17 protein-coding genes are annotated in these 20,405 nt (G+C 54.6%); 10 read left to right on the plus strand and 7 right to left on the minus strand.

What is annotated here, in order from left to right; all coding sequences use genetic code 11:
- Positions 1-179: 179 nt before the first annotated feature.
- The 10 genes from lolA to C8D90_RS15750 all read left to right on the plus strand — a co-directional run bounded on the left by lolA (position 180) and on the right by C8D90_RS15750 (position 11,503).
- Positions 180-791 carry an outer membrane lipoprotein chaperone LolA gene (gene lolA / locus C8D90_RS15705; RefSeq protein ID WP_115459408.1) on the plus strand — a complete coding sequence of 204 codons (612 nt, stop codon included), beginning with the start codon at positions 180-182 and terminating at the stop codon, positions 789-791.
- 9 nt (positions 792-800) lie between these two features.
- A complete protein-coding gene (locus C8D90_RS15710; protein WP_115459409.1) occupies positions 801-2,144 on the plus strand; it encodes a replication-associated recombination protein A in 1,344 nt (447 codons plus the stop codon).
- Positions 2,145-2,256: 112 nt separating this feature from the next.
- Positions 2,257-3,549, plus strand: coding sequence for a serine--tRNA ligase (serS, locus tag C8D90_RS15715; protein ID WP_115459410.1), 1,293 nt, complete (start codon positions 2,257-2,259; stop codon positions 3,547-3,549).
- Positions 3,550-4,105: 556 nt separating this feature from the next.
- Positions 4,106-6,547, plus strand: a complete 2,442-nt coding sequence (gene dmsA / locus C8D90_RS15720; protein WP_115459411.1) for a dimethylsulfoxide reductase subunit A — start codon at positions 4,106-4,108, stop codon at positions 6,545-6,547.
- A 10-nt stretch (positions 6,548-6,557) separates the two neighbouring features.
- Complete coding sequence (locus C8D90_RS15725; RefSeq protein ID WP_115459412.1) at positions 6,558-7,175, plus strand: DMSO/selenate family reductase complex B subunit; 618 nt, start codon at positions 6,558-6,560, stop codon at positions 7,173-7,175.
- Between the two features lies 1 nt (position 7,176).
- Entirely contained in the window at positions 7,177-8,037 is an 861-nt protein-coding gene (locus C8D90_RS15730; protein WP_115459413.1) for a DmsC/YnfH family molybdoenzyme membrane anchor subunit, read from the plus strand.
- A gap of 93 nt (positions 8,038-8,130) precedes the next feature.
- Positions 8,131-8,745: a Tat proofreading chaperone DmsD gene (dmsD, locus tag C8D90_RS15735; RefSeq protein WP_115459414.1), complete on the plus strand. Its 615-nt coding sequence runs from the start codon at positions 8,131-8,133 to the stop codon at positions 8,743-8,745.
- Positions 8,745-9,323 (plus strand): 4Fe-4S dicluster domain-containing protein, encoded by a 579-nt coding sequence (locus tag C8D90_RS15740; protein ID WP_115459415.1) that lies wholly within the window; start codon positions 8,745-8,747, stop codon positions 9,321-9,323. The genes dmsD and C8D90_RS15740 overlap by 1 nt, the downstream gene beginning before the upstream one ends.
- 116 nt (positions 9,324-9,439) lie before the next feature.
- Positions 9,440-10,579, plus strand: coding sequence for an MFS transporter (locus tag C8D90_RS15745; RefSeq protein ID WP_115459416.1), 1,140 nt, complete (start codon positions 9,440-9,442; stop codon positions 10,577-10,579).
- A gap of 138 nt (positions 10,580-10,717) precedes the next feature.
- Complete coding sequence (locus tag C8D90_RS15750) at positions 10,718-11,503, plus strand: YaeF family permuted papain-like enzyme (RefSeq protein WP_115459417.1); 786 nt, start codon at positions 10,718-10,720, stop codon at positions 11,501-11,503.
- Between the two features lie 5 nt (positions 11,504-11,508).
- Here C8D90_RS15750 and C8D90_RS15755 read toward each other — a convergent pair whose 3' ends face one another.
- The 7 genes from C8D90_RS15755 to focA all read right to left on the minus strand — a co-directional run bounded on the left by C8D90_RS15755 (position 11,509) and on the right by focA (position 20,118).
- Positions 11,509-12,411 carry a LysR family transcriptional regulator gene (locus C8D90_RS15755; protein WP_115459418.1) on the minus strand — a complete coding sequence of 301 codons (903 nt, stop codon included), beginning with the start codon at positions 12,409-12,411 and terminating at the stop codon, positions 11,509-11,511.
- Between the two features lie 144 nt (positions 12,412-12,555).
- Entirely contained in the window at positions 12,556-13,812 is a 1,257-nt protein-coding gene (locus C8D90_RS15760) for a nucleoside permease (protein WP_115459419.1), read from the minus strand.
- Between the two features lie 51 nt (positions 13,813-13,863).
- Entirely contained in the window at positions 13,864-14,697 is an 834-nt protein-coding gene (xapA, locus tag C8D90_RS15765; RefSeq protein WP_115459420.1) for a xanthosine phosphorylase, read from the minus strand.
- 344 nt (positions 14,698-15,041) lie between these two features.
- The gene (locus C8D90_RS15770) at positions 15,042-15,500 is read right to left on the minus strand and encodes a PTS sugar transporter subunit IIA (RefSeq protein WP_115459421.1); all 459 of its coding nucleotides are present in this window, start codon (positions 15,498-15,500) and stop codon (positions 15,042-15,044) included.
- A 467-nt stretch (positions 15,501-15,967) separates the two neighbouring features.
- Positions 15,968-16,711 (minus strand): pyruvate formate lyase 1-activating protein, encoded by a 744-nt coding sequence (gene pflA, locus C8D90_RS15775; protein ID WP_115459422.1) that lies wholly within the window; start codon positions 16,709-16,711, stop codon positions 15,968-15,970.
- A 204-nt stretch (positions 16,712-16,915) separates the two neighbouring features.
- Positions 16,916-19,198, minus strand: a complete 2,283-nt coding sequence (pflB, locus tag C8D90_RS15780) for a formate C-acetyltransferase (protein WP_115459423.1) — start codon at positions 19,196-19,198, stop codon at positions 16,916-16,918.
- Positions 19,199-19,260: 62 nt separating this feature from the next.
- Positions 19,261-20,118, minus strand: coding sequence for a formate transporter FocA (gene focA, locus C8D90_RS15785; RefSeq protein WP_115459424.1), 858 nt, complete (start codon positions 20,116-20,118; stop codon positions 19,261-19,263).
- Positions 20,119-20,405: the final 287 nt, after the last annotated feature.

The raw sequence follows: 20,405 nt of genomic DNA on the forward strand, positions 1-20,405 counted from the left end.
TGCAGAAGTAGCGCGCGGAGTTTAAGAACGCGCAAAGATGTGTAAACCACGGTGAATCAGAGTATTTCCTGATGCCGTGGATAAGGCGATTAGCTAGAGTGATTCCGGTTATCGCGGGTATCCGGCATTTTGCCCGGCCCGCGCTCCGGGCAACGAGTGATAAAAGGTACGGAATACAAATGAAAAAACTGTTAATAGCGTGCTGTTTAGTATCTGGTTTGACTTCCGTTGTTGCTCAGGCGACGCCGGCAGGAGATTTGCAGGAACGTCTGAATAAGGTTAACAGTTTTCATGCCAGCTTTACCCAAAGCGTTACCAGCGCCGACGGCGCTGCGGCTCAGCAGGGGGAAGGCGAGCTGTGGGTGAAGCGTCCTAACCTGTTCAACTGGCACATGACGTCACCGGACGAGAGCGTGCTGGTTTCCGACGGTAAAACCCTGTGGTTCTATAACCCGTTTGTCGAGCAGGTTACAGCGACCTGGCTGAACAGCGCCACCAGCAATACCCCTTTTATGCTGATTACGCGTAACGATGCCAAAGAGTGGGCCAGGTATAACGTGGCGCAAAAAGGGGACAGCTTCGACCTGACGCCGAAAGAGGGTAAAGGTAATCTGAAGCAGTTCTCTATCACGGTAACGCCGTCAGGTACGATTCAGGGCTTTACTGCAATTGAGCAGGACGGTCAGCGCAGCGCGTATGTTCTGAAGAGCCAGCAAAATGGCGCGGTAGACAGCGCTAAGTTCCAGTTCACGCCACCCAAAGGGGTTACGGTGGACGATCAGCGTCAATAAGAGGTCAGTGTGAGCAATCTGTCCCTGGATTTTTCCCAGAATGAGTTCCAGCCGCTGGCCGCGCGGATGCGGCCGGTGACGCTGGAGCAATATATCGGTCAGAGGCATCTGCTGGCGCCGGGCAAGCCTTTGCCGCGCGCCATTGAAGCAGGGCATCTGCACTCGATGATCCTCTGGGGGCCGCCGGGGACGGGAAAAACTACGCTGGCGGAAATTATCGGCCATTACGGCCATGCGGACGTTGAACGCATTTCTGCCGTGACGTCGGGCATCAAGGAAATCCGTGAGGCCATCGAACGGGCGCGACATAACCGTGATGCCGGGCGTCGCACGATCTTGTTTGTTGATGAAGTCCATCGTTTCAATAAAAGCCAGCAGGATGCCTTTCTGCCGCATATTGAGGACGGAACGGTTACCTTTATCGGCGCGACGACGGAAAACCCCTCGTTTGAATTGAATTCGGCCTTGTTGTCCCGGGCGCGTGTTTATCTCCTGAAAGGGCTGGGCGCGGATGAGATCGCGCAGGTGCTGGATCAGGCGATGAATGACAGCGAGCGTGGCTACGGCGGGCAGAACGTGGTGCTGCCGAATGAAACCCGCGACATGGTTGCCGAGCTGGTTAACGGCGACGCCCGCCGGGCGTTGAATACGCTGGAAATGATGGCGGACATGGCGGAAGTGGACGCTCAGGGCAAGCGTGTGCTGACTCCCGCGCTGCTTAAAGAGGTTTCCGGCGAACGCAGCGTGCGCTTTGATAACAAAGGCGACCGCTATTACGATTTGATTTCCGCGCTGCATAAATCCGTGCGCGGTTCCTCCCCGGATGCTGCGCTGTATTGGTATGCGCGCATCATCACCGCCGGCGGCGATCCCCTTTACGTGGCGCGCCGTTTACTTGCCATCGCGTCGGAAGACGTCGGCAATGCCGATCCGCGCGGTATGCAGGTCGCCATCGCCGCCTGGGATTGTTTCACCCGCGTCGGACCCGCCGAAGGCGAGCGGGCGATTGCGCAGGCTATCGTCTACCTGGCCTGTGCGCCGAAGAGCAACGCGGTTTACACCGCATTCAAGGCCGCGATGCGGGACGCTAAAGAGCGCCCGGATTATGACGTGCCGGAACATTTGCGTAACGCGCCGACCAAGCTGATGAAAGAGATGGGGCTGGGGGCCGAGTATCGTTACGCCCATGATGAACCGAACGCTTACGCTGCCGGCGAGGTCTATTTCCCGACCGAAATGGCCGGAACCCACTATTACGCGCCCTCTCCCCGGGGCCTGGAAGGCAAAATCGGCGAAAAGCTGGCATGGCTGGCTGAGCAGGATCAAAATAGCCCGATAAAACGCTATCGCTGATGTAAAGCTTGGGGTAAGGTTGTCCAGGTATATCCGCTCGTCGGGTCTTGCCTCTCTGTGCGCTACCCGACGGGTAAAATAAAACCCTTTAATAACAAATTACAGGATTAGCATGCTCGATCCCAATCTGCTGCGTAATGAGCTAGACGCAGTCGCCGAAAAACTGGCTCGCCGAGGCTATAAACTGGATGTTGATACCCTGCGTAAACAGGAAGAACGCCGTAAGGTATTGCAGGTAGAAACTGAATCCCTGCAGGCTGAACGTAACTCGCGATCCAAATCGATCGGTGCGGCTAAGGCCCGTGGTGAGGACATTGAGCCGCTGCGTCTCGAAGTAAATACGCTGGGTGATAAACTGGATGCGGCCAAAGCCGAGCTGGACCAGTTGCAAAATGAAATCCGTGATTTGGCACTGTCTATTCCCAACATTCCGGATGACTCCGTGCCGCTGGGCAAAGACGACAGCGAAAACCAGGAGATCCTCCGCTGGGGTGAGCCGCGTAAATTTGATTTCCCGATCCGCGATCACGTCTCTCTGGGCGAGATGGCCGATGGTCTGGACTTTGCGTCCGCCGTTAAACTGACCGGCGCGCGCTTCGTGGTGATGAAAGGGCAGATGGCCCGCATGCACCGTGCGCTGGCGCAATTTATGCTGGATCTGCATACCAAAGAACATGGCTATCTGGAAATGTATGTTCCGTATCTGGTCAACCACGCCACGCTGTACGGTACCGGACAACTGCCGAAATTCGGCGGCGATCTGTTCCATACCAAACCGCTGGAAGAAGAAGCAGATACCAGCAGCTACGCTCTGATTCCGACCGCGGAAGTGCCGGTAACGAATATGGTGCGTGATGAGATTCTGGAAGAAGAATCCCTGCCGCTGAAGATGACTTCCCATACGCCGTGCTTCCGTTCTGAAGCCGGGTCGTATGGCCGTGATACCCGTGGCCTGATCCGTATGCACCAGTTTGATAAAGTTGAGCTGGTACAGATCGTTGCGCCTGAGCATTCCATGGATGCTCTGGAAGAGCTGACCGGTCATGCAGAAAAGGTTCTGCAACTGCTCAAGCTCCCGTACCGTAAAGTGCTGCTGTGCACCGGCGATATGGGCTTTGGTTCGCGCAAAACCTACGATCTTGAGGTTTGGGTTCCGGCGCAGGACACCTACCGTGAAATCTCTTCCTGCTCCAACATGTGGGATTTCCAGGCTCGTCGCATGCAGGCGCGTTGCCGCAATAAGAGCGACAAGAAAACCCGCCTGGTGCATACCCTGAACGGTTCCGGTTTGGCTGTGGGTCGTACCCTGGTAGCGGTGCTGGAGAATTACCAGCAGGCTGATGGCCGCATTGAAGTGCCGGAAGTGCTGCGTCCTTATATGGATGGTTTGGAGTATATCGGTTAATCGCGTGTTATATCGATTCATCGTTATATTGTGTAAAAGCGCCTGCGGGCGCTTTTTTTATATATGTACAACGATAGTGGCGGAAATAAAAAATAAGTTCTGATTTTAATCACGAAAATATACAGCATGTTATTTTTCAGTAAATGAGTATATTCATCTGCAATTGATATTCATTTTCATCCGAAAGCTGTTTCTTTTGATCCTAACCCGGGTTGTAGCATAAACATACGGTTACTCAGCCGACAGACGCCTTTTTTGACACGAAGCAATATCCGGATGTACCAAAAAAGTATTATACCCCCAGCGGGGGAGTATTTATTAGTCCTACTGCATGGCAAATAAATTTCGATTAAATATATATTTTGCATGCATTAAATGTCGTGACTATTGATTCTTCCGGACACGGCATCACAGATAAAACTGATCGTTTCGCGTTACTTCCCCCCATTTTACCCAACGATCGGGCAGCTATTTCCGGGCAATTTTGCTGTTTATCGGAAATATCCACCCGATTGTCCGGTATTTTAATTCTGTAAGCAAAAAGAGTGGGTATTATATGAAAAAAACAGAAGGAACGACTTTATTGTCGACCCCTGTCAGCCGGCGCAAATTGGTGAAAACCAGTGCGATTGGCGGATTGGCGGCGGCTTCGGGGAGCCTCTCTTTACCTTTTGCGCGTCAGGCGGCGGCAGAGCCAGCGCCTGCGGCCTCAGCCGATGAGAAGGTCGTCTGGAGCGCCTGTACTGTAAACTGCGGTAGCCGTTGCCCCTTACGCATGCATGTCGTGGGCGGCGAAATCAAATACGTTGAAACGGACAATACCGGCGACGACGATTACGAAGGGCTTCATCAGGTCAGGGCCTGTTTGCGCGGACGCTCTATGCGCCGCCGGGTCTATAATCCTGACCGTCTGAAGTATCCGATGAAGCGCGTAGGCGCTCGCGGCGAAGGAAAATTTAAGCAGATCTCCTGGGAAGAAGCGTTCGATACCATTGCCGGCAGCATGAAAAAGATCATCGGCGAATACGGTAACGAAGCGATCTATCTGAACTACGGCACCGGTACGCTGGGCGGCACCATGACCCGTTCCTGGCCGCCCGGTTCCACCCTGATCGCCCGGCTGATGAACTGCTGCGGCGGTTACCTGAATCACTACGGCGACTACAGCACCGCGCAAATCGCCATGGGCCTGAACTATACCTACGGCGGCTGGGCCGGCGGCAACAGTCCGTCAGACATCGAAAACAGCAAGCTCGTGGTGCTGTTCGGCAATAACCCCGGCGAAACGCGGATGAGCGGCGGCGGGGTGACTTACTACCTGGAACAGGCCCGTGAGAAATCCAATGCCCGCATGATCATTATCGATCCGCGCTATACCGATACCGGGGCGGGGCGTGAAGATGAGTGGGTGCCGATCCGTCCGGGCACCGATGCGGCGCTGGCGTCGGCGCTGGCCTATGTCATGATTACCGAAAATCTGGTCGATCAGCCGTTCCTGGACAAATACTGCGTCGGTTACGACGAGAAGACCATGCCGGCCGGCGCGCCTGCCAACGGCCACTATAAAGCCTATATTCTGGGCCAGGGCAACGACGGCATCGCCAAGACGCCGGCGTGGGCGGCCAAAATCACCGGCATTCCCGAAGCGAAGATCATTCAGTTGGGGCGTGAAATCGGCTCAACCAAACCGGCCTACATTTCTCAGGGATGGGGGCCGCAGCGCCACTCCAACGGGGAAACGGTATCGCGCGCCATCGCCATGCTGGCGATCCTGACCGGCAACGTCGGTATTCACGGCGGCAATACGGGGGCGCGTGAAGGCTCCTACGGTACGCCTTTCGTGCGTATGCCGACGCTGGAAAACCCGGTGAAGACCAGCATTTCAATGTTTATGTGGACCGACGCCATTTTCCGCGCCAAAGAAATGACCGCCACGCGTGACGGCGTTCAGGGCAAGGAACGGCTGGATGTGCCGATTAAGTTCATCTGGAACTATGCGGGGAATTGCCTGATTAACCAGCATTCCGAAATCAACCGCACCCATGAGATTCTGCAAAACGACAAAGATTGCGAGATGATCGTGGTGATCGACAACCACATGACCTCCTCGGCGAAGTACGCCGATATCTTGCTGCCTGACTGTACCGCGTCGGAACAGATGGATTTCTGCCTCGATGCATCCTGCGGCAACATGGCCTACGTTATTTTTGCCGATCAGGCGATCAAGCCGCGCTTCGAGTGCAAAACGATTTATGAGATGACCAGCGAGATAGCGAAGCGCATGGGCGTCGAACAGCGTTTCACTGAAGGGCGTACTCAGGAAGAGTGGATGCGCCATCTCTACCAGCAGTCGCAGCAGGTGATGCCGGGTCTGCCGTCCTTCGAGGAGTTCCGCAAGCAGGGCATTTACAAGCAACGCGATCCCAATGGTCATGTTGTGGCGTATAAGGCGTTCCGTGAGGACCCGATTGCTAATCCGCTGACTACCCCGTCCGGCAAAATCGAGATTTACTCCGCCGCGCTGGCTGAAATCGCCCGTACCTGGGAACTGCCCGAAGGGGACGTGATCGATCCGCTGCCGATTCATGCCGACGGCTTTGAGAGTTACAACGATCCGCTGCGTGAAAAATATCCGCTGCAACTGACAGGTTTTCACTACAAGGCCCGTACCCACTCGACCTACGGCAACGTTGACGTGCTGAAAGCCGCCTGCCGCCAGGAAATGTGGATTAACCCGCTGGATGCCAAATCCCGTGGCATTAATAACGGCGACAGCGTGCGCATCTTCAACGGCCGCGGTGAAGTGGTGATCAATGCCAAGGTGACGCCGCGTATCATTCCGGGCGTTGTGGCGCTGGGTGAAGGCGCCTGGTACAGCCCGGACGGAAAACGCGTGGACCATGCGGGCAGCATCAACGTGCTGACCACTCAGCGTCCGTCGCCGCTGGCGAAAGGGAACCCGTCGCACAGTAACCTTGTACAAGTCGTGAAAGCCTGAGGAGTAGCTGATGACAACGCAATATGGTTTTTATATTGATTCGAGTCGTTGCACCGGCTGCAAAACCTGTGAGCTGGCCTGTAAAGACTTCAAAAATTTATCGCCTGACGTAAGTTTCCGTCGCATTTATGAGTATGCCGGCGGTGACTGGCAGGAAGATAACGGCGTCTGGAACCAGAACGTCTTTGCATACTATCTTTCCATTGCCTGCAACCACTGCGACGATCCAGCCTGTACCAAGGTCTGCCCGAGCGGTGCGATGCACAAACGGGAAGACGGTTTCGTCGTGGTGAACGAGGAAGTCTGTATCGGGTGCCGTTATTGCCACATGGCCTGCCCGTACGGCGCGCCGCAATATGATGCGCAGAAAGGGCACATGACCAAGTGCGACGGCTGCTTCAGCCGTGTCGCGCAGGGGCAGAAGCCGGTCTGCGTGGAGTCCTGCCCGCTGCGGGCGCTGGATATGGGGCCGATCGAAGAGCTGCGCGCCAAATACGGCGACCTGGCTGAGGTGGCGCCGCTGCCGGCGGCACACTTCACCAAACCCAATATCGTAGTAAAACCCAATGCCAACAGCCGCCCGGTCGGAGATACCACCGGTTACCTGGCAAATCCGAAGGAGGTCTGAGATGGGGACGGGATGGCATGAATGGCCGTTAATGATTTTTACGGTGCTGGGCCAGTGTGTGGCCGGCGGTTTTATCGTTCTGGCGCTGGCTTTGATCGGCGGAGGGCTGAATCAGAACCAGCAACGCAGCGTACATGTGAACATGCTGGTACTCTGGATACTGATGGGGATTGCGTTTATCGCATCTACTCTGCATCTCGGCAGTCCGCTGCGCGCCTTTAACTCGCTTAACCGGGTGGGTGCTTCCGCGTTGAGTAATGAAATCGCCAGCGGCGCGTTGTTCTTCGCCGTGGGCGGTTTTTACTGGCTGCTGGCGGTGATGAAAAAGATGCCGGCAGGGCTGGGGAAAATCTGGTTGTTCGTCGCGATGGTGCTTGGCGTCGTGTTCGTTTACGCCATGTGCAAGGTGTATGAAATTGATACTGTGCCGACCTGGTATAATGGCTACACCATGACGGGCTTTTTCCTGACAATGTTGATTGGCGGTCCGCTGTTGGGCTTCCTGCTGCTGCGCGCTGCCGGTGTTTGTGGCTGGGCAATGCGGATATTGCCGGTGATCAGCCTGCTGGCGCTGGTGGTCAGCGTGGCAAGCGTAGTGATGCAGTCGTCATCGCTGGCGCAGATCCACAGCTCGGTGCAACAGGCGGTAGCGCTGGTGCCGGACTACGGCATGCTGATGGCGGCTCGTCTGGTCTTGCTGGCCGCGGCGCTGGGATGCTGGATTGTTCCGATGGTTAAAGGCAAGGCGCCCGGCGTGCCCGGATTGGCGCTGGGGTTCATCCTGGTCGTTGCCGGAGAGCTGATTGGTCGCGGCGTCTTCTATGGCCTGCATATGACGGTCGGCATGGCGATTGCCGGTTAACGTCGCCGGGGCCTGTTCACCGGCCCCGTTGTTTACATGAAATTTCCGCCGCTTTTACGTGTGAAAGCGGCGGAAAAACCCGGGTATTAATGTATGTCTGAATCAGCCTTGTACCAGAATATTTCCCTGAGCGCCCGTCTGCTGGGGGCGTTGTTCTATTATCCGCCTTCCGGCGAGCAGTGTACGACGCTGGTTTCCGCGCTGTCTTCGCTCGACTGGCGTAACGAATGGCCGTACGGTACGGATGAAGAATTAAACAGCATCGCGGCGCTGATACGTACAGCATCGGCGGAACCGCTGGATGAGGCCTATCAGCGCCTGTTTATTGGCCCGTATGCGTTACCGGCGCCGCCTTGGGGGTCTGTCTATCTGGATAAGGAAAACGTGTTGTTCGGTGACTCCACGCTGGCCTTGCGCGAATGGATGAGCGAACGCCGTATTGATGTGCTGCTGCGTCAGAACGAGCCGGAAGATCATTTCGGCCTGATGATGATGATGGCTGCCTGGCTGGCGGAGCTACAGCCGGAAGAGCTGGCTGAATTTCTGGAGATTCATCTGCTGCCCTGGGCGTTCCGCTATCTTGAACTGATGGAGCAGGGGGCTGAACATCCTTTCTACCAGGGGATTGCCCGCCTGGCTACCCTTGCGCTGCGTGGCTGGCAACAGACGCTTGATCTGGATGTGCCGCCGCGGGAGCTGTTTCGCTGATGAATGGTAAGCGTGACGAAGGGTATTACCGTGCCTGGATGAGCAGCCGCCAGGTCAGCCGGCGGGGATTATTCCGCGGGCTGCTGGGCGGCGGCAAACAGGTACGTGATATCGCTGATCACGAAAACCATGGGCGTGCCGCCGGACGGCCGCCGCAGGCGGTGGCGGAAAGCCTGTTTTTGCATTTGTGTACGGGATGCGGCGAGTGTGCGCAGGCGTGTCCTTATGGCCTGATCGAAATAGCCGGCGGCGCGGCGCGCCTGCAAATCGACTTTTCCGCTTGCGATACGTCGCGCTGTCTGGCGTGTACGGCGGCTTGTCAGCAGGGTGCGCTGAATTCACACATTTCCCCGGATACGGCGTTACGGCCATCGATTGCGACAGGATGCCTGGGGCGGCGTGATGATGAATGCCGTCTGTGCGTGTATGCCTGTGCAAAACAAGTGCTAAGCTTTAACGCCGGCGGAGAGGTGCTGTTTGACGAAAGCCGTTGCGACGGATGCGGGGAGTGTAAAACCGCCTGTTATCATGGCTATATTTCTCTGGTTGCCGGTATTCCCCGGCTGACGATCAGTTGACGTTTATCAGGCTGGCGAACAAATAATGCGGTGGCTATATATGAGGTGATTGACTTTTATTTAGCCAGTGGCATGATGCGCATCACATACCTTCGTTGTTCGGTTTTATATCTTAAATGTCCCCATACTCCCGCCCAGTGCTGTTGCTGCTCTGTGGCTTGTTATTGTTGACGGTTTCCATGGCCGTTCTCAATACGCTGGTGCCGCTCTGGTTGACGCACGATCGACTGGCGACCTGGCAAATCGGTTTTATCAGTTCCTCTTATTTCTTCGGTAATTTATGCGGTACGTTGCTGGCCGGTAAGCTGATTGCATCCAGCGGTTTTAACCGCGACTATCAATATGCCTGCGTGCTGTTTGCGTTATCGACCGCGGCGCTGGGGATTTCCACCGATTTCTGGAGCTGGATGGGGCTGCGTTTTCTGGCCGGTATGGCCTGTGCCATGATTTGGGTCGTGGTGGAAAGCGCGCTGTTGCACAGCGGCAGCAACGCCAATCGCGGTCGCCTGCTGGCGGCTTATATGATTATTTACTACCTGGGCACGGTGCTGGGGCAATTGCTGCTTGGCGTGGTGCCGACCGACGTTCTGCGCGTGCTGCCGTGGGTAACGGCGCTGATGATCATCGCCATGATGCCGCTGTGGCTGGTGCGAATTTCCCGCCCGGCAATGGAAAGTCATCATGTGTCAATGCGCGCTATGTTTATGCGGCGTGACGCACGCTTAGGGATTAACGGCTGTATTATTTCCGGCGCGGTATTGGGTGTCCTGTACGGCTTGTTGCCGCTGTATCTTACTCATCTCGGCATGAGCGATGCCCGCGTTGGTTACTGGATGGCGCTGCTGGTGAGCGCCGGGATTATCGGCCAGTGGCCGGCAGGGCGCCTGGCCGATCGGTACGGGCGTCTGTTGGTGCTGCGGGTGCAGGTTTCGCTGGTGATTGTCGGCAGCGCGATGATGTTGGGTAACTACGCCATGGTTCCGGCGCTGTTTACGCTGGGATGCGCCGGCTTTACGCTCTACCCGGTGGCGATGTCATGGGCCTGTGAGAAAGTGGATACCGGCGAACTGGTGGCAATGAACCAGACGCTGTTGCTGAGCTATACCGTAGGCAGCCTGGCCGGCCCGGCGGTCACCGTAATGCTGATGCAGCGCTACTCCGACAACGCCCTGTTTGCCGTTATCGCCGCCATTGCGTTCGTTTACCTGCTGATGCTGTGCAAAAAAGCGGATCATCATCAACCCCTTCCCGCATGATAATCAGGCCTCGCACTGGCATGGCCTGATTTGCCAATAATGCGTGCAATGCCACGCGTCATTTGTCATTATTGCCCCACCATTTATCAACGGACTGCGATATAAGTCCGTTATTACATCGCTTTATACAGGACGAAAATGCGAGCAGGGATACTGGCGATATCATTTTTGCTGGTGGGGTGCTCAACCCAAATTTCCACGAATAAAGAGCGCACCGTACCTATTTCATTACAGCTTCAGCATTCAAGCACGGCACTGGCGGAGTCCCGGCAGCTTTTGCCGGTGTCTGAATTGCGGCCGGGCGACATTTTGCTCTCTTCCTCCCGCGGTATTAATTCTCTCGGCATCCGGCTGTTCAGCGTTGCCGGCGTTAGCCATGCGTCTGTTTATCTGGGTGACGAGCAGGTTGCGGAGGCCGTGGGCAGCGGCGTGCGGATTATTCCGCTGGCGCAGGCGGTAAAGGAGTCGAATAACATGCTGGCGCTGCGTTATCCGGATTTGACGGAGCAGCAGGCGGCGCAGATCCGGGATTTCTCCCTGCAGCAGCAGGGCAGGAAGTATAACTACAAAGGGATTGTGATGATCGCGCCCTGGATGCTGACTAAACGGGTATGCGAGATCCCGTTGCTGGGGGCCAAACAGCGCAATTTCTGCCTCAGCACGCTGGCGAAAATCCAGCTTGGGGATGAGCAGGAACAAGAGCAAGTACAGAGCTTCTTCTGCTCTCAGTTCGTGACGGAGGCTTATGCGCAGGCCGGGTATCCTATCGTTCAGGGGAACTCGGCATGGATCACGCCGGCGGATTTGCTGCATATGCGTGAAGGCGATGTTTCATCGTTCAGCCCGCAGGAGCGCCTCAGCTATGTCGGGCACCTGAAAAACTGGAATCTGGCGAATAACGTTCTGCCGGGAAGGGAGCCCTGAGCCGCTCAGGGCGCAGATGATTGAATTGCTTCTGCCAGCCGTAATGCGGTGGGCGGGATTTTATGCGGATCGTAGACGACGTATAAATCAGCGGGAATACCGTCCTGAAGCGGCCGGAACGTGATGTCCGGCCAGTGGATATCCGCATAACTGCCAGCAATCATAGTGACCCCCATTCCCATCCCGACCAACGCCAGCACCGTTTGCGGCTCTACGGCCTCGCGTACGATGCGCGGCGTAAAACCGGCCTGGTGACAGGCCTGCTGCAGAAAACGCCAGTCAGAATGGGCCATCGGCAACGTAATAAAATCCTCATGTTTTAAATCGCTCAGCGCCAGGGACTCCCGCCCGGCAAAAGGATGGTCGGCGGGCAGGGCAACGTAGAATGTATCCCTGCATACCAACTTTCCCGTCAATGTCGCCGGCAAGGCCGTTGCCATACGCCATATTCCCGCATCGATTTCATGCTGTTCCAGCGCGGTGATTTGCGCCCCCGGCGACTGCTCATTAAACATCACGTCGATGCAGGGATTCTCGCGCAGAAAACGGTGCAGAGGCTGACGTAATCCGCTCCATAGCGCCGTCCCGATAACCCCGAGGGTGATGCATCCCCGCTCTCCGCGCCCGATTTGCGTCACCCGCGACAATGCCAGATGAGTGGATGACAGCAACGTACGGGCTTCCTGCATCAGGATGCGGCCGGCATGGGTCAGCGCGACGCTGCGCGAATGGCGAATAAAAAGCGGTGTTCCTAACTGTGTTTCCAGTTCTTTTATATGGAGGCTGAGCGGCGGCTGCGTCATGTTCAGCCGCGCGGCGGCACGGCCGAAATGCAGTTCTTCCGCTACGGCCAAAAAATAGCGCAGTAGCTTCAAATCAATATTGCCGTGACGTTCGTGCTGGCTCATTCGTCGTTCCCGTGGCTGAAATATCCCAAATAAAGCAGGGGGTAACAGTATCTCAACCGGGAAGCGGCGGCGCCTGCTTTCCGGTTGAGAATTGTGATATGTCGCGCGCGGGAGTCGTTAAACGTGGCGGAATGCAACGAAATATCAATGGCTGTTTTGCAGAATGGGCGGCTTCTCCGGCTGATGGTGGTAGCGAAAGGCGAATGTAAAAATCAGCGCCAGCAGCAGGGCATAAGCGGCGAAAATCAGCCAGATAGTTTGCCAGTCCTTCAGTCCGTCAACCGTGTAGTAATCCACGACCATGCCGCTCAGAATCGAGCCGACATAAGCGCCTATTCCGTTGACCATCGTCATGAACAGCCCTTGCGCGCTGGCGCGGATACGCGGGCTGACCTCCTGCTCCACAAAGACCGAACCGGAAATATTGAAGAAGTCGAAAGCGCAGCCGTAGACGATCATCGACATCAACAGCAGGGTGAAGCCAAAGGGCGTCGGATCGCCGAAGGCGAACAGGCCGAAACGCAGCGTCCAGGCCAGCATGCTGATCAACATGACCCGCTTGATGCCGAAGCGTTTAAGAAAAAACGGAATGGCCAGAATAAATACCACTTCGGCTATTTGCGAAACCGACAGCAGCATGGAGGGATAGCGGACGATTACGCTGTCCTGAAACGCGGGATTGCGGGCGAAATCATGCAGAAAAGGGTTGCCGAAGGTGTTGGTAATTTGCAGCACCGCGCCCAGCAGCATGGCGAACAGAAAAAAGATCGCCATACGCGGCTGTTTGAACAACACGAACGCATCCAGCCCGACCCGGCTGGCCCAGCTTTTTTCCTGAGACTGGCGTGCGGTCGGGATCGACGGCAGCGTCAGCGCGTATAACGCCAGCAATAGTGAACAGGCGGAAGCGAGGTAAAGCTGTATGTTGCTCAGTTCAAAACGCAGCAGGCTTACCGACCACATGGCAAGAATAAAGCCGACGGTACCGAAAACCCGGATCGGCGGGAAATGCGTGACGGTATCCAACCCCTCCTTTTCCAGGCAGTAGTAGGAAATGGTGTTAGACAGGGCGATAGTCGGCATAAAGGCCATGGCGTTAATCAGCATGGCCCAGAACATCAGGGAAGGAGTATTTACCTGAGCCGCATAAAAAAGCGCGGCGGCGCAGCTCAGGTGGCACAAAGCATACAGGCGGTTCGCTCTGAGCCACTTATCCGCCAGGATCCCCACCAGACCCGGCATAATGACGGCGGCGATGCCTTTGGTGCTGTACACCCAGCCGACATCCGCGCCGCTGAAGCTGAGCGTGTTGATCATGTAAGAACCGAGGGTAGTCAGCCAGCATCCCCAAATGAAATATTGCAGAAACGCCATCACTTTTAAACGGACTTTTATCGTCATGGTGCTTACTCCGTGATGAGGTGGCCGTATGGCCACCGGGAGGTTTCAGCGTTACGCCAGCTTACTCAGGAAGCGGTAAATCAGGGTGATGAAGTTTTGCTGAGAAAGTTTGGCCGCAGCCAGGGTTTGCTCGTGCGAAAGCGCGACATCGCCCAGCCCTTCCGCCATATTGGTGATGGCCGAAACCGCGACGGCCTTCATACCGCAATGGCAGGCGCTGATCACTTCGGGAACGACTGACATACCGACCACGTCGCCGCCGATCAGTTGCATCATGCGAATTTCCGCTGCGGTTTCGAAATTAGGGCCGGGATAAGAAACGAAAACGCCTTCGCTCAGCGGGAATCCGGCATCCTGCGCCACATCCTGCAACAGGGCGCGATAGTCTGCGTCATACGCGTTCGCCAGCGAGAAAAAACGCTCCCCGAAGCGATCGTCGTTGATGCCGGTCATCGGCGTTCCCGGCATCATGTTGATGTGATCGCGCAGGGAAACCAGGCTTCCGGGGCCGACCTCCGGACGCAGGGAGCCTGCTGCATTGGTGGAGAAAAGCAGCTCGCAGCCCAGCAGCCTGAAGGTGCGGATTGCGTCGGTCATGACACTCATTCCCCGTCCTTCGTAGAAATGGCCGCGGCCTTTCATGCAGACTACCGGGACGCCGGCAAGCATGCCGAGCACCAGCTCGCCTGCGTGCCCGTGCACCGTGCTGACCGGGAAACCGGGGAGTGCTTCATAAGAGATTGTTACGGCGTCTTCGATTTGTTCCGCCAATGGCCCTAATCCTGAACCGAGGATCAATGCAACGCGCGGCGTGAAACCGGGCTTGTGACCGCGGATGATGTCCGCGGCATAAAAGGGGGCTTGCGATAACTCACCTTGTTTCATAGTCGATTTTCCAATGCAATAAAAGCCGGTACGCAGGGGTTCAACGGGTGTGTTGAATGTGAACTGTGTTGAATAAGGCGGTTATAGCGGTCTTGCGGGGCGGGGAACCAATACCGTTTCACGCCGCTATCCATATTTTTTCAAAATGAATGGCGTTACCGGTTGTTATTACAGGGTTTTATTGGCGGGTGCAGGCGTTTTGGTAAAACAATGACTTTCTCTGTTTATGAGAAATATCACACTTTCACCTTTGCGGGAAATGAGTATAACGGGGCAGTAACGCGGAAATAAATAAGACCGCGCGGACAGATTATCCGCACGGTTTTTATATTAATGGCGGCAGGTTAATATGCAGCGTGTAAATCAGCGGTCATGCGTTTATGCAGCATCGGCTGGCTGGTGGTTTGCAGCAAGCGTTCAGAGCGCTGCTTTTCCGACAACCAGGAAATAACCTGGCGGCGCAGTTCATTCTGCTCCTGAATATCACCGGCGGAAATAGTAATAATCATTCTGATTTTATTGCCATCCGGTAAAACCACCGGTTTTTCGCACTTCAAAACGGCCGCTTCTCCTTGCTTGCTGATAACGCCGTGCTCCGGTTTGGCATAGACCACCAGGGTCGCTGTACCGGCGACAAACGCGCTGCTGTCCTGCTTCAGGGCATCAATGATGTGCAGCGGATAATGGGCGTTAACTTTATGTTCGTTGATCAGCGGCTGGCAGGCCATATGAATTGCATTGCGCCAGGTCAGGGGCTGATGACAGAATTGCCAGCGTTGATTGAGAAGGGCATTAATTGACATAAATATCTCCGGTAACAGTGCGCTTAATATATCCCTGATCCTTCCGGCTGCCGTATTTATTAATAGTTCGCAACCCGGATATATCGGATGTGGATCTTTCGTTTATCAGTTGACTTATCGCGTGCGGTGGCAAGCGCATGTCTCTTAATTACACCCGTAATAAAGACGTTTTCATTTAAGGTGTATGGGCAGTATATCGGGCTGAAATAGCATTGTCTTTCTTTAGAAGAACTTCTAATGATCGACTAAATGCCATCACATTATTTAAACTCTGGCGGATAAACCAGAGAATGCGTTTGTTTTATCTCTGTAAACTGAAATTTAATTTTGAATGTTAATTATGTTTATAGCGTGCATATAATGGCGCACAGTCTGACCATTTTATGAATAATTATTGAACGAAAGCGCAGGGAGGAGGGTGGGAAAACAAAAACGCCCCGCATTGCATACGGGGCGTGGGGGAAACGTCAGTAAATGACTTTGTGACCGTAGCCTTCAAGGATGGATTTCACGTTTTCCATGATTTCATGCGTAGGCGGCTTCACGCCGTCCAGCTTGTACTCTTCACCCATGGCGATCCATTTGTGTTTGCCCAGCTCGTGATAGGGGAGGAGTTCGATTTTTTCGATATTGGTCATATCTTTGGTGAACTCGCCCAGCAGACGCGCAGAGGCTTCGTCATCGGACCAACCGGGCACTACCACGTAACGTATCCAGGTTTTTTGGTTACGCTTGGCCAGATAGCGGGCAAATTCCAGTGTACGGTGGTTGGAGACGCCGACCAGGTTCTGGTGAATGTCATCGTTCATCTGCTTGAGGTCAAGCATGACCAGATCGGTCACATCCAGCAATTCATCAATAACCGGGTCATAGCGGCGTACGAAACCGTTGGTGTCCAGGCAGGTATGAATGCCTTCTTCGCGGCAGGCGCGAAACCAGTCCCGGACGAACTCCGCCTGCAAAATCGCTTCGCCGCCGGAGGCCGTCACCCCGCCGCCGGAGGCGTTCATGAAGTGACGGTAAGTGACGACGTCCTTCATCAGCTCCTCAACGGTAATTTCTTTACCGCCATGCGTATCCCAGGTATCGCGGTTATGGCAATACAGACAGCGCATCAGGCAGCCCTGGAAGAAAGTGATAAACCGGATTCCGGGTCCGTCGACGGTTCCGCAGGATTCAAAAGAGTGGATGCGACCTATAACTGCTGACATTGCGTGGTTTTCTCCAAAATTGACCGGCTAAATCCGGTCGAAAGGGCAACTTGGGCGACTGATGCGGGCAGGTTGCTGGATAACTGTTTTGCCCGGCGGTCGCCTGAAGCGGGAAACGCCGGGCAAAGCAGTCATAAGTGTAATAATAAAAAGGCTCCACCGGAGTGGAGCCTTCATTTTAAGCCATTTTACGCTGGCAGGGAATTACATGGACTGTGTGAAGGTCCGGGTAATCACATCCTGCTGCTGCTCTTTGGTCAGAGAGTTGAAGCGTACGGCATAGCCAGAAACGCGGATGGTCAGCTGCGGATATTTTTCCGGGTGTTCCATCGCATCCAGCAGCATTTCGCGGTTCATGACGTTCACGTTCAGGTGCTGGCCGCCTTCGATGCTGGCTTCGTGATGGAAGTAACCGTCCATCAGACCGGCCAGGTTGGCTTTACGCACTTCGTCATCTTTACCCAACGCGTTCGGTACGATAGAGAAGGTATAGGAAATACCATCTTTCGCGTAGGCGAACGGCAGTTTGGCAACGGACGTCAGCGACGCTACAGCACCTTTCTGGTCACGACCGTGCATCGGGTTAGCACCCGGTCCGAACGGCGCGCCGGCGCGACGACCATCCGGGGTGTTACCGGTTTTCTTACCGTACACCACGTTAGAGGTGATGGTCAGAACGGACTGCGTCGGGGTAGCGCCACGGTAGGTGTTCAGCTTCTGAATTTTCTTCATGAAGCGTTCTACCAGGTCACAAGCCATGTCATCAACACGCGGATCGTTGTTACCGAACTGCGGGTATTCGCCTTCGATTTCGAAGTCGACAGCCAGGCCGTCTTCGTCACGAATCGGTTTAACCTTCGCGTATTTGATTGCAGACAGGGAGTCAGCGGCCACGGACAGACCGGCGATACCGCAAGCCATGGTGCGGAACACATCACGATCGTGCAGCGCCATCAGCGATGCTTCGTAGCTGTACTTGTCGTGCATGTAGTGAATGATGTTCAGCGCGGTGACGTATTGCTTAGCCAGCCAATCCATGAAGTGATCCATACGATCCATTACTTCATCGAAGTTCAGCACGTCGCCTTTGATCGGCTCGGATTTCGGGCCAACCTGCATTTTCAGTTTTTCGTCAACGCCGCCGTTGATTGCGTACAGCATGGTTTTCGCCAGGTTTGCACGCGCGCCGAAGAACTGCATTTGTTTGCCGACAACCATCGGGCTTACGCAGCAAGCAATGGCGTAATCGTCGTTGTTGAAGTCCGGACGCATCAGGTCATCGTTCTCATACTGTACGGATGAGGTGTCGATGGAGACTTTTGCAGCGTATTTCTTGAACGCGATCGGCAGTTTTTCAGACCACAGAATGGTCATGTTCGGTTCCGGAGACGGCCCCATAGTGTACAGGGTGTTCAGGAAACGGAAGCTGTTTTTGGTGACCAGGGTACGGCCATCCAGGCCCATACCGGCCAGGGATTCGGTTGCCCAGATCGGGTCGCCGGAGAACAGCTCATCATATTCCGGGGTACGCAGGAAGCGAACCATACGCAGCTTCATGACCAGGTGGTCGATCAGCTCCTGAGCTTCTTCTTCGGTCAGTTTGCCGGCTTTCAGGTCGCGTTCGATGTAGATATCCAGGAAGCTGGATACACGGCCGAAGGACATGGCGGCGCCGTTCTGGGATTTAACCGCGGCCAGGTAGCCGAAGTAGGTCCACTGCACAGCTTCACGTGAGTTGGTTGCCGGACCGGAAATGTCGCAGCCGTATTTGGCAGCCATTTCTTTGATCTGGCCCAGCGCACGGTGCTGGTCGGCGATTTCTTCACGCAGGCGGATGGTTGCTTCCAGATCGATACCGTTTTCCAGTTTCTCCTGCAGGGAAGAGAACTGGGCAAACTTGTCTTTCATCAGGAAGTCGATGCCGTATACGGCAACGCGGCGGTAGTCACCGATGATACGGCCACGGCCATAAGCATCCGGCAGACCGGTCAGCACGCCGGATTTACGGCAGCGCAGGATATCCGGGGTGTAAACGTCGAATACGCCCTGGTTGTGGGTTTTACGGTATTCGGTGAAGATTTTCTTCAGCATCGGATCCAGTTCACGACCGTAAACTTTGCAGGAACCTTCAACCATTTTGATACCGCCGAACGGAATGATGGCGCGCTTGAGCGGGGCATCAGTCTGCAAACCGACGATTTTTTCCAGGTCTTTGTTAATGTAACCGGCGTCGTGAGAGACGATGGTGGCAGCAACATCAGTATCAAAATCAACCGGCGCATGCGTGCGGTTTTCGATTTTGATGCCTTCCATGACTTTGTCCCACAGCGTGCTGGTTGCCGGAGTAGCGCCAGCCAGGAAGGATTCGTCACCTTCATAGGGGGTATAGTTCTTCTGGATAAAGTCACGAACGTTGACTTCTTTCTGCCAGTCGCCCGCGGTAAAGCCTTCCCACGCGGCTGCTTGTTTTTCATTAAGCTCGGTCATTTAGCACCTACCTTCTAGTGTGGATTTCTTGTAAACCCGTTTCTGCGCCGAGGCGGCAAGCATTAATGCTTATCGTCCGCGCGTAAATAAATCACCCAGTACGTCAAACCTACCAGCAGGCCTCCGCCGATGATGTTCCCGATCGTCACGGGAATCAAATTATCGGTGATGAAATTGCCCACGGTTAAATGTGCAAACTGCTCAGGTGCCGCGCCCACGGCCTGCCAGAACTCCGGCGCAGCAAAATTTTTGATTACGATACCCAGCGGAATCATGAACATGTTTGCGATACTGTGCTCAAAACCGCTGGCGACGAACATGGCTACCGGCAAAATCATGGCGAACATTTTGTCCAGCAGGCTGCGTCCGGAATAGCTCATCCAGACGGCCAGGCATACCATCAGGTTCGCCAGAATACCCAGGCAAACCGCCTCAATGAACGTATGATGCATTTTATGATCGGCGGTTTGTAAAACGTTCAGACCCCAACCGCCGTTGGCGGCCATATGCTCCCCGGACAGCCAAATCAGGGCGACGAACAACAGCGCGCCGATCAGGTTACCGACATAAACGTTCAGCCAGTTTTTGCCTAATTGGCCCCAGGTGATACGTCCGCTGGCTTTGGCGACCACGATCAGTACGGTTGAAGTAAACAGATCGGCGCCGCATACCACAACCAGCATCAGGCCAAGGGAAAAGCAGATACCACCGACAAGCTTGGCAAGGCCGAAAGGAATGGTGGCCGTGCCCGTCGTGGACGTAATATAGAAGACGAAGGCTATCGAAATGAAAACACCGGCGGTAATCGCCAGATAAAATGTTTTCAGCGGATGCTTGGTAGCTTTATAAACACCCGCATCTTCGGCCACTTTGGCCATAGCTGCTGGTAATAATAAATCAAAGGGGTTGTCAGCTTTCACACTAACTCTCTCTTAAGTTTAATCAGCGGGAAGATACTAGCAAAGCAGTATACTGCAAAAATTGATATGGATCATGGAGCACCAATCCTGCATTGACAAAAAAGCCCTAAAAACAGTGGGTTAAAATGCAAAGTCTTTGATTTAAATCGGAAAAAAATTTTTTAAAATTTACAAAATGAGTTGAAATCAGGGGTTGGAAAAAGTGTTGCAAGGTTAATTAAGATGCTTTTTTGATATCGATTTGATCGAGATGTTTTTGTTGTGAAATATAAAAGCAACTCAAGTTT

This window comes from Enterobacillus tribolii (genome assembly GCF_003363015.1).
GTDB lineage: Bacteria > Pseudomonadota > Gammaproteobacteria > Enterobacterales > Enterobacteriaceae > Enterobacillus > Enterobacillus tribolii.

Coding starts and splice junctions, on each gene's coding strand:
- lolA (WP_115459408.1), top strand. CDS start 180: ATGAAAAAACTGTTAATAGCGTGCTGTTTAGTATCTGGTTTGACTTCC.
- serS (WP_115459410.1), top strand. CDS start 2,257: ATGCTCGATCCCAATCTGCTGCGTAATGAGCTAGACGCAGTCGCCGAA.
- dmsA (WP_115459411.1), top strand. CDS start 4,106: ATGAAAAAAACAGAAGGAACGACTTTATTGTCGACCCCTGTCAGCCGG.
- C8D90_RS15725 (WP_115459412.1), top strand. CDS start 6,558: ATGACAACGCAATATGGTTTTTATATTGATTCGAGTCGTTGCACCGGC.
- C8D90_RS15730 (WP_115459413.1), top strand. CDS start 7,177: ATGGGGACGGGATGGCATGAATGGCCGTTAATGATTTTTACGGTGCTG.
- dmsD (WP_115459414.1), top strand. CDS start 8,131: ATGTCTGAATCAGCCTTGTACCAGAATATTTCCCTGAGCGCCCGTCTG.
- C8D90_RS15740 (WP_115459415.1), top strand. CDS start 8,745: ATGAATGGTAAGCGTGACGAAGGGTATTACCGTGCCTGGATGAGCAGC.
- C8D90_RS15745 (WP_115459416.1), top strand. CDS start 9,440: ATGTCCCCATACTCCCGCCCAGTGCTGTTGCTGCTCTGTGGCTTGTTA.
- C8D90_RS15750 (WP_115459417.1), top strand. CDS start 10,718: ATGCGAGCAGGGATACTGGCGATATCATTTTTGCTGGTGGGGTGCTCA.
- C8D90_RS15755 (WP_115459418.1), bottom strand. CDS start 12,411: ATGAGCCAGCACGAACGTCACGGCAATATTGATTTGAAGCTACTGCGC.
- C8D90_RS15760 (WP_115459419.1), bottom strand. CDS start 13,812: ATGACGATAAAAGTCCGTTTAAAAGTGATGGCGTTTCTGCAATATTTC.
- xapA (WP_115459420.1), bottom strand. CDS start 14,697: ATGAAACAAGGTGAGTTATCGCAAGCCCCCTTTTATGCCGCGGACATC.
- C8D90_RS15770 (WP_115459421.1), bottom strand. CDS start 15,500: ATGTCAATTAATGCCCTTCTCAATCAACGCTGGCAATTCTGTCATCAG.
- pflA (WP_115459422.1), bottom strand. CDS start 16,711: ATGTCAGCAGTTATAGGTCGCATCCACTCTTTTGAATCCTGCGGAACC.
- pflB (WP_115459423.1), bottom strand. CDS start 19,198: ATGACCGAGCTTAATGAAAAACAAGCAGCCGCGTGGGAAGGCTTTACC.